Consider the following 9,909-nt stretch of genomic DNA (forward strand, 5'->3'; position numbering starts at 1 on the left):
ATAAAAACGCCTTTACAAGGAGCTCAACTTGCGTGGATGACAATAGCCCTGTCATTAGCCACTTTTATGCAAGTGCTCGATTCAACCATTGCTAATGTAGCAATTCCTACAATTGCGGGAAACCTTGGTGCCTCTAACTCTCAAGGTACTTGGGTCATTACCTCTTTTGGGGTAGCCAATGCAATATCTATCCCGATCACCGGCTGGCTCGCCAAACGTATTGGTGAGGTTCGACTATTTTTATGGTCAACAGGGCTATTTGCCCTGACCTCTTGGCTGTGTGGCATCTCTGATAGCCTAGGTATGCTGATATTATTTCGTGTACTTCAAGGTCTGGTTGCCGGCCCATTAATCCCGCTGTCTCAAAGTCTATTACTGAATAATTACCCCCCTGCAAAACGTAATATGGCACTGGCATTGTGGTCGATGACTATCGTTATTGCCCCAATTTGTGGACCCATTTTGGGGGGATATATTAGTGATAACTATCATTGGGGCTGGATTTTCTTTATTAACGTGCCCTTTAGTCTGATTATTATCGCTATTATTACCAAAGTTCTCAAAGGACGAGAAACTAAAATAGCGATTAAACCTATTGATACTATTGGATTAGCTCTGTTGGTCTTGGGTATTGGCGCATTACAAATTATGCTTGACCAAGGCAAAGAATTAGATTGGTTTAATTCCACAGAAATTATCGTACTGGCAGTTGTGGCCTTAGTGGCTATCGCCTTCTTGATTGTATGGGAACTGACTGATGAACACCCAGTAATTGATTTATCGTTGTTTAAACAGCGGAACTTTACTATCGGCTGTTTATCGCTCAGCCTAGCTTATATGCTGTATTTCGGTACTATCGTGCTACTTCCGCAGCTATTACAGCAAGTGTTTGGCTATACTGCGACTTGGGCCGGTTTAGCGTCTGCACCAGTGGGATTATTACCGTTATTGATCACCCCAATCATTGGGCGATTTGGAAATCGTATCGATATGCGCTATTTGGTTACCTTCAGCTTTATTATCTATGCGGTTTGCTATTATTGGCGAGCTTACACCTTTGAACCGGGCATGAGTTTTGCCGCTGTTGCATGGCCACAATTTGTGCAAGGACTAGCAATTGCCTGTTTCTTTATGCCACTAACTACCATTACACTTTCGGGATTACCACCGGAAAAAATGGCCTCAGCTTCCAGTTTATCTAATTTTATGCGCACCTTGGCAGGCGCTATCGGCACATCGATTACGACTACATTGTGGACGCAGCGAGAGTCAATGCACCATGAAAATTTTGCAGCTTTCGTTGATCCTTATAATCCCAACGCGCAAGAGATTTACACCCAATTATCTGAAATGGGTATGGATGAGCAACAAAGCTTGGGGTATTTAGCCAAAAATATTACCGACCAGGGACTAATTATTTCAGCAAATGAGATCTTCTGGATATCAGCCGGAATATTTATCCTGCTGATGATACTAGTTTGGTTTGCGAAACCACCTTTTAGCCCCGGCTCTAAAGAAGATGGTGGTGGTTCCCACTAAAGAATTAACATAATAGTTGAAAGGCATATACCATGATAAAAAGGAGCTACGGCTTCTTTTTTTTGGCTAAAATTAAACCAAAAAGAATTAATACAGGAATAAAAAATATTATTGAGAGGCAATTTCACAAAAAGAGAAAGGGAGAAAGGAAAAATAAGTAATGAAATTTATGATCAATAAAAAATATACTCGCCTATTTTGCTGCTTAATCAGAAAACAGGCGAGTGATGAGTTAAAACTTAATTAACTTTATTCTGCTGCCACCACTGTGCCAACATAATACCTGTTGCTACTGACACATTCAGGCTTTCAACCTTATTGGTACCGCCGATAAATAGGCTCAAGTCACCTTGATCCCAAACACTGTCGCTCAGTCCATCGCTTTCTTGACCAATAACCAAGACCATTTTTTCTGGCAACTGAACTTTTGCGATATCTTGGCTGCCTTTATGGCTGGATGTAGTAACAATGGTATAACCAGCTTGACGGAATTTATCCAATGCCCCAGTGAAGCCATCAGCATCAATGCCTTTAATGTGCTCTGCGCCACCTTCAGCGGTTCGGATAGCGGCACCTGATTCAAGCATGCCCACATCTTGCAAAATCACGCCATTCACGCCGAAGTGTGCACAGCTACGCATAATACCGCCGAGATTATGTGGATTACCAATATCTTCTAACGCCAGTACACAATCTTGCTTAGGTGCCGTTTGCAGATATGTGTCTGCATCCATTCCACCGCGTTTTTTGATAATAAAGCAAACGCCACCATGATGATCGGTACCCGAAGCTTTAGTTAATTCATCTTCATCGACAACATGATAGGCTTTACGATTAGCCGCCATCCATTTAAGTGCATCACGAAAACGGGGTGTAACTGATTTTAAGAACCAGGCACGGACAATAGCATCAGGGCGATTTTTAAACATTGCCTGACAAGCGTTCTCACCATAAATACGGGTTTCTTCTAAACGCTGTTTACGCAGTTGCTCAGGATCAATAAAACTTTTGCCTGAAATGCCGCCATGATCGTTAACTATTTCATCATCACTGGAACGAGAAACTGTTTTCCACGGCGAGCGTTCGCTACTGTATGCTGACGCACCTGATTTTCTGTCATCACTCTGACGACTGCGGCTGTCATTGAACTTGCCGCCTTTATTGAATTTGCTGTCTTTATTAAATTTACCGTCTTTAGCTGACGGACGCTTGTTTCTATTTTGGCTATCATCACTGCCCTCACTACGGACATACATTACTTTGACTTTGCCATTTTTACCGCTAAAAGAATCGTTCATTAATTTTCCCCACTACGCTATGGCGCGAAGATTACATGATGTTGTTGCACGACGCTACTAATAAGGAATAATTAAATCCATCTAAAAATAAATATGTCAAATATACCTTAAATAACTCGTTCAATAAGAAGCCCAAAACTTACAAGGCGATCCAGATTTGAGAGCGTAAAATTATAATTACTCTCGAAAGAACACTAAATTATAACGGTAAATACCTCTCTATTTATACCCTGCGATACTGAGCTATATTTACCTAAAATAGTTGCGTAAAATATGTAAAATAACTTTTTACAGCAACTAAAAGACAACTATGAAGCACAACGCGGTTTATCAGTTACGCCAGCAACGTCTAGCACTTTCGACCAAACTATTTCGAGCTCGCGGTTGGCGCACTCAACGTTGCGACTCTTGCTTATTACCAGTAAAACAGTGTTTATGCGAATCAATCCAACCGATGACCGCACGCAGCCGTTTTTGCTTAATTATGTTTGATGGGGAAGTTTTTAAACCCAGTAATACGGGTAAACTTATCGCAGATATATTGCCTGATACTTTAGCATATCAATGGTCACGTACTGAACCCGATCCTGAACTTCTCGCACTACTTAATGACACTAGTCGCCAGCCATACCTTATTTTTCCGGCGAGTTATGCATCGAATGAACAAACAGTAGTCAACGTGCCTGATATTTCAGACAAACCACCATTATTTATTTTGCTTGATGGAACCTGGCCTGAAGCACGAAAAATGTTTCGTAAAAGCCCTTATTTTTCCGGGATCCCCATACTTTCAATTAATACTAAAGCAAAATTAAATTATTTATTACGAGTACCTTCAAAAGAAGAGCAACATTGTACCGCCGAGGTTGCTGCCTCAGTCCTTGAATTAGCAGGAGATTTTCTGGCTTCACAACAGCTGCTTACTCATTTTAGTTATTTTCGCGACCAATATCTCGCCGGAAAGCCATCTCATCCAGCGGCACAAATCACAGCACAGTCGAAGAAAATCAGCTAGATTAACATCCTCAGACTGACGAAAAGGAGAAAGGCTATGAGTCAACGAGGATTAGAGTCACTGTTTCGCCCAAAATCAATTGCCGTAATTGGCGCATCGGAAGCGCCAAATAGAGCGGGCTCTGTCATGATGAAAAACCTACTCGCGAGTTGTTTTAGTGGGCCAATTTTACCGGTTAACCCTAAACGCCACTCTGTTTCAGGTGTCCTAGCCTATCCTTCTATTAGCACCCTACCTATCAAGCCAGATTTAGCGGTTATCTGTACTCATCATAGCCGAAATATCGATGCCCTAATTGAACTGGGTAAAAAAGGCTGTAAAACTGTCATTATTCTCTCCTCACCATCCACCCAATTTGCAGAACTTAAAACTATCGCACAACAATATTCATTAAGAGTTTTAGGGCCTAATAGCTTGGGGATACTCGCACCATGGTTAGGATTAAACGCCAGTTTTTCTCCTATTCCTATATTAAAAGGTAAGCTAGCATTCATTTCACAATCTGCAGCGGTATCCAATACCGTACTTGATTGGGCAAGACATCGAGATATTGGTTTTTCTTATTTTATTGCTCTGGGTGATAGTATCGATATTGATATCGACGACTTACTCGATTATTTAGCGCGAGATAGTAAAACTAGTGCAATTTTGCTTTATTTAGAACATATTAGCGATGCCAGACGTTTTCTCTCAGCTTCGCGCAGTGCTTCGCGTAATAAACCGATCCTCGTAGTCAAAAGTGGTCGAACACAAAAAGTTCAGCAACTATTAGGTGAGCAGCCTAGCTTCGATGTAGCTTACGACGCCGCTATCCAACGTGCCGGATTATTACGAGTACAAGACACTCATGAAATGTTCTCTGCTGTAGAAACATTAAGTTATATGACTCCACTGCGTGGTGATAGATTATCTATCATTAGTAACGGCGCAGCACCTGCGGCAATGGCTCTCGATGAACTGTTCCAGCGTAATGGTAAACTGGCCGCGCTAGGCGATGAAACACAAAATCAATTAAATACACTTCTTCCTCTTTCTCTCTCTACTCAGAACCCCATAGATCTCGGTGATGATGCCACACAAGATAGATACATCAACGTGCTTATCAAATTGCTCGATAGTCACGATCATGATGCTCTTTTATTAATCCACACACCTAGCGCCATTACCGATAGTAAAATTATGGCCGAAAAAGTGATCAAGACGATCAAACAGCATCCACGCGGAAAATGGCTCACGATCCTAACCAACTGGTGTGGTGAATATACCTCGCAAGAGGCAAGAAAACTATTCAGCGAAGCTGGGATCCCAACCTATAGAACGCCGGAAGGCGCAATCACCGCGTATATGCACATGGTGGAATATCGGCGTAACCAGAAACAATTAACTGAAACGCCAGCTTTGCCTATAGGAATAACGGCCAATACTCAACAAGCTCATCAATCAATTCGCCAAGCATTAGCTCAAAATAATCTTCAATTAGATACTCATGAAGTTCAACCTATCCTACAAGCCTATGGCTTAAATACATTACCGACTTGGATAGCCCATTCTAGTGATGAGGCTATCGTAATTGCAGAAAAAATTGGCTATCCGGTTGCGCTAAAATTACGCTCACCAGATATCACTCATAAATCTGAAGTTCAAGGTGTCATGCTATATCTGCGCAATGCCAAAGAGGTACAAGACGCGGCACAAGCAATTTTTGAGCGCGTGGCCAATAACTTTCCGCAAGCCAAGGTCGAAGGGCTATTAGTCCAGAGCATGGCCAATCGGGCTGGAGCGCAAGAACTTAGAATTGCGGTTGAACAAGATAATGTCTTCGGGCCGTTAATCATGCTCGGTGAAGGTGGGATTGAATGGCAACAAGAAAGCCAAGCTGCGGTCGCTTTGCCACCATTAAACCTAGCATTAGCCCGTTATCTCGTCATTCAAGCGATTAAAGGCAATAAGATAAAGTCACGCAGTGCGTTAGAACCTCTTGATATAATGGGATTAAGCAACCTATTGGTCAGAGTATCTAATTTAATTATTGACTGCCCACAAATTACTAAATTAGATATCCACCCTTTATTAGTCTCAGGTAATGAATTCACATTACTCGATGTATCAATGACGTTAGCCCCAGTTAAAGGCGATCCAAAGGCAAGACTGGCCATTCGCCCTTACCCAGTAGAATTAGAGCAATCAATTATCTTAAAAGACAATATCAGCTGTTTACTGCGCCCAATTCTACCGGAAGATGAACCACTGCTTAAATCATTTATCAATCGAGTCACTAAAGAAGACCTCTACTATCGCTACTTTAGTGAAATCAATGAATTCAGTCATGATGATCTAGCAAATATGACCCAAATAGATTATGACCGAGAAATGGCGTTTGTTGCTGTACTTAATCAAGGCGATGACAGTGAAATTATCGGCGTAACGCGTGCAATGGCAGATCCTGATAATCAAGAAGCTGAATTTGCAGTCTTAGTAAGATCGGATATGAAAGGATTTACTCTTGGCTATCAATTAATGAATAAGTTAATTAACTATACACGCGCCTATGGGATCAAAAAATTGACCGCCATAACCATGCCAGAAAATCGTAATATGATAAGCTTAGCCAAAAAACTCGGATTTAAGGTTGATGTCCAGTTTGAAGATAGTATCGTCAATCTAACCTTAGTCTTATCATCAGAGATAACTCATTAAAATATCGTCATTTTTAGATAAATATAACGGCGAATATTTTGAACTAGCCCTCAACAAGATAACCAATTAATCCTGTTAATAGGGGAACTATGTTATGATTACCAGATCTAACATTAAACCAAATTACCCACAGTTAGCTGTATAGTAACTGAATAAATAAGAGAATATTTACACTGTGATGTTGTCTAAACTGAAACAAGCTAAACATCAACAACACCTCGCTCTGTTGCCTAAACTGTCTCAGTCGGTTGCTGATGTCACAACACTCTTTAAGACTGAAAATTTCCGTCATGAATTGCTCGATCAAATCGCTCAAGCGAAACGTCATATCTATATCACTGCCTTATATTTAGAACATGATGATGCAGGCCGCGATATTTTACAGGCTCTTTATCAAGCCAAAAGAATTCGACCGGAATTAGACATAAAAATTCTGGTCGATTGGCACCGAGCGCAACGCGGAAGAATTGGAGCTAAAGCAAATGCTACCAATGCAGATTGGTATCATGATGTGAAGCAACAAAATCCAAATATTAATATTGATATTTATGGAATAGCGGTAAATACTCGAGAAGCTTTAGGCGTGCTGCATTTAAAAGGGATGCTCTTTGACGACACCTTATTATATAGCGGTGCCAGTATTAACGATGTTTATCTTCACCAACATGATAAATATCGTTATGACCGCTATCAAATTATTAAAAATCCTGAATTAGTGCGAACAATGAAGTCATTCATTGATAATGCATTGTTAGATTCAGAGGCGACGCAGCGATTAGATAGCAGTGAACGACCTCGAACGATTGATATTAAAAGCTTGATCAAACAATTTCGTATTTCATTAAAAAGTGCCGAATATCTTTTTTCTAATAATGCCACCAATGAAGAATTAGCAGTTACACCACTCGTTGGTTTGGGTAAGAAAAATTTACTCAATAAAACCATAACTCATTTAATGGGTTCAACTAATGAAAAGCTAACGATTTGCACACCTTATTTTAATTTGCCCGCAATTTTAGTTCGAATAATTCATCGATTACTGCGGGAAGGCAAGCAAGTCGAGATCATTATTGGTGATAAAACCGCCAATGACTTTTATATCCCACCGGAAGAACCTTTTAAAATCATTGGTGCTTTACCGTATTTGTACGAAATAAATTTGCGGCGTTTTATCAGTCGCTTGCAAAAATTTATTGATAGCAAACAATTAACTATTCGCTTGTGGAAAGATGGAGATAATACCTATCACCTTAAAGGTATGTGGGTTGATAATTCCTGGCAGTTAATCACCGGCAATAACTTAAACCCTCGAGCTTGGGGCCTTGATCTAGAAAATGCAATTTTAATTCATGATCCTAAACAACAGCTACAAGAACAACGTTTACATGAATTAGACTGTATACGCACACATACCAAAATTGTTAATCACTATCGGGAACTAGATAATATTCAATCCTATCCGATTAAAGTAAAAAAATTAATCCGCCGATTACGTAGAATTCGTGTTGATAGATTAATCAGCAGAATATTATAATTATTACTACTGTTAAGATGGCTCCTAAAAAAATAGTCTCTATAATAGGGGCTATCTTAATTGAAGATCTATACTAGCCACGATTAAACTTATATAAAGAGTTATCTGTCATGAATTATCCACGTAAAATTTTTCAGTGTTTAATCAACGGTATGATAATTATAAATCTTAGTGGATGTAGTGGATCACACTGGGCCAATGATAATTGGCAAGGCAAAGATAAAGCCCAACATTTCTTATTTTCAGCCGCTGCGGCGGCCGCTGGAAATGCTTATGCAGATAGACAAAATTGGTCACACCATCAATCGGTACAATTTGGTTTGCTTTTCTCTATTAGCTTAGGTGCAGCAAAAGAACTTTATGATAGTCGCCCCACAGGAACCGGCTGGAGCTGGCATGATTTTGCTTATGATGTGGCAGGGGCAGCAGCAGGTTATAGTCAATACCAATCGTTTAAATAGAAAACTGATGACCGGATATATTTTCATATAAAACAATCAATTAGTTCAATAATAACCCATATATATCACTAAATAATCAATTGATTTATCTGCTTTACCCTACCATTTTAGATACAATCACAAATATTCTTTCGCCATAATAATCGTTTTTAAAATATGATCAAAATATTGATATTCTGACTCAGTAATTTTATGTGGGTAAGTTAGTAATATCAACTCATGAGGATCATATTCCTTCCGATAATTAGGATGAGTATGCTGATAGTTATTAATTTGAAAACCACAATGCTGATAAAAACGTAAACGCTGACGAGCAATATTTGTGGTCAAAGGATCTATCTCTAAAATAATATTTTTATATTGCCCACAAAAATCATTTAATACTTTCTGACCATATCCTTTTCCTCGTAATTTAGCGTTAATCGCAATATGTTCAATATAAAAATAATTGCCAACGGACCAGCAACCAATAAAACCAATAAATTGCTCTTTATCGGAGATATGCAATAAATAAAATGAAGGATCGGCTAAAATTGAGACTCTACCTGTATAGGTACGTTGCTCATGAAGTGGAAATGCATGCTCATATAATTCATTAATTTGATTAAAATCTGTAATATCAGTCCGTTGAACGCGTTTTATCTCCACCTCATTCTCCCCTGCTAAATAATAACCTAAGAGTATAATTTTTATACTCTATTTAAGGCTAACTTTATAAAATATTGAGCCATGAAATAACCCAGCTAAGAAACCAATATATCTGATTAATATCTAACAGATCAAATATTCTGAGTCAGCCCGTATATAAAAATAAAATAACTCTTTCTATTACTCTAGCATTAAAAATACTCAAGAAACTCGTCCTCATGTGACATAAATAATATCCTCGAATCAGTAAGAGTTGATACGTATATAGTGAAATGAGTAGCCACATGATGAAAATTTAAATATATATTTTTGCTTATATCGATAATATATCCAACCTATTCACATAAAAATAAGATTGGATCGCAAAATCGAGTTACTCGATATGTAATTAAAAAGTAAAAATTTTCCTACCAATGATCGGGAGAAAAAAGAAATTTACTTAGCCATTGAATCGGCCTCTAGAAATAGAATATATCAATTCAGAGCTGAAAGCAGATAATGAATCGATTCATTATTTAGTTTGCTGACTGACGGATTGAATGAAAAGGCAAAAATACAGAATTATATTTACAGGGTTACTAAACGCTAAATAGGCAAATAGGCAAATAGGCAAATAGGCAAATAGGCAAATAGGCAAATAGGCAAATAGGCAGAGAAAATACACTTTATCCCTCTAACTAGTTGTTTATTTTTATCTTTATCTTTGTCTTTTCTATA

At 38.9% G+C, this 9,909-nt stretch carries 7 protein-coding genes; 5 read left to right on the forward strand and 2 right to left on the reverse strand.

Translation table 11 applies throughout. From position 1 onward, the window contains the following. Positions 1–36 precede the first annotated feature (36 nt). Positions 37–1,539: a multidrug efflux MFS transporter permease subunit EmrB gene (gene emrB, locus M992_RS13645; RefSeq protein WP_390892505.1), complete on the forward strand. Its 1,503-nt coding sequence runs from the start codon at positions 37–39 to the stop codon at positions 1,537–1,539. Positions 1,540–1,778: 239 nt separating this feature from the next. On the opposite strand, the gene M992_RS13650 is transcribed toward emrB, so the two are convergent. Then, positions 1,779–2,837 carry a tRNA/rRNA methyltransferase gene (locus M992_RS13650; RefSeq protein ID WP_053909078.1) on the reverse strand — a complete coding sequence of 353 codons (1,059 nt, stop codon included), beginning with the start codon at positions 2,835–2,837 and terminating at the stop codon, positions 1,779–1,781. A gap of 310 nt (positions 2,838–3,147) precedes the next feature. Here M992_RS13650 and M992_RS13655 point away from each other — a divergent pair, with 310 nt between their 5' ends. The 4 genes from M992_RS13655 to M992_RS13670 all read left to right on the forward strand — a co-directional run bounded on the left by M992_RS13655 (position 3,148) and on the right by M992_RS13670 (position 8,544). After that, entirely contained in the window at positions 3,148–3,852 is a 705-nt protein-coding gene (locus M992_RS13655; protein ID WP_047255787.1) for a tRNA-uridine aminocarboxypropyltransferase, read from the forward strand. 36 nt (positions 3,853–3,888) lie between these two features. Beyond that, a complete protein-coding gene (locus tag M992_RS13660; RefSeq protein ID WP_053909079.1) occupies positions 3,889–6,549 on the forward strand; it encodes a bifunctional acetate--CoA ligase family protein/GNAT family N-acetyltransferase in 2,661 nt (886 codons plus the stop codon). A gap of 178 nt (positions 6,550–6,727) precedes the next feature. Beyond that, complete coding sequence (pssA, locus tag M992_RS13665) at positions 6,728–8,083, forward strand: CDP-diacylglycerol--serine O-phosphatidyltransferase (protein ID WP_053909080.1); 1,356 nt, start codon at positions 6,728–6,730, stop codon at positions 8,081–8,083. Positions 8,084–8,193: 110 nt separating this feature from the next. Then, positions 8,194–8,544 (forward strand): YfiM family lipoprotein, encoded by a 351-nt coding sequence (locus tag M992_RS13670; protein ID WP_053909081.1) that lies wholly within the window; start codon positions 8,194–8,196, stop codon positions 8,542–8,544. A gap of 117 nt (positions 8,545–8,661) precedes the next feature. Here M992_RS13670 and M992_RS13675 read toward each other — a convergent pair whose 3' ends face one another. After that, entirely contained in the window at positions 8,662–9,192 is a 531-nt protein-coding gene (locus tag M992_RS13675; RefSeq protein ID WP_053909082.1) for a GNAT family N-acetyltransferase, read from the reverse strand. Between the last annotated feature and the right edge of the window lie 717 nt (positions 9,193–9,909).

The sequence above is a fragment of the Moellerella wisconsensis ATCC 35017 genome (assembly GCF_001294465.1).
GTDB classification, from domain to species: Bacteria; Pseudomonadota; Gammaproteobacteria; order Enterobacterales; family Enterobacteriaceae; genus Moellerella; species Moellerella wisconsensis.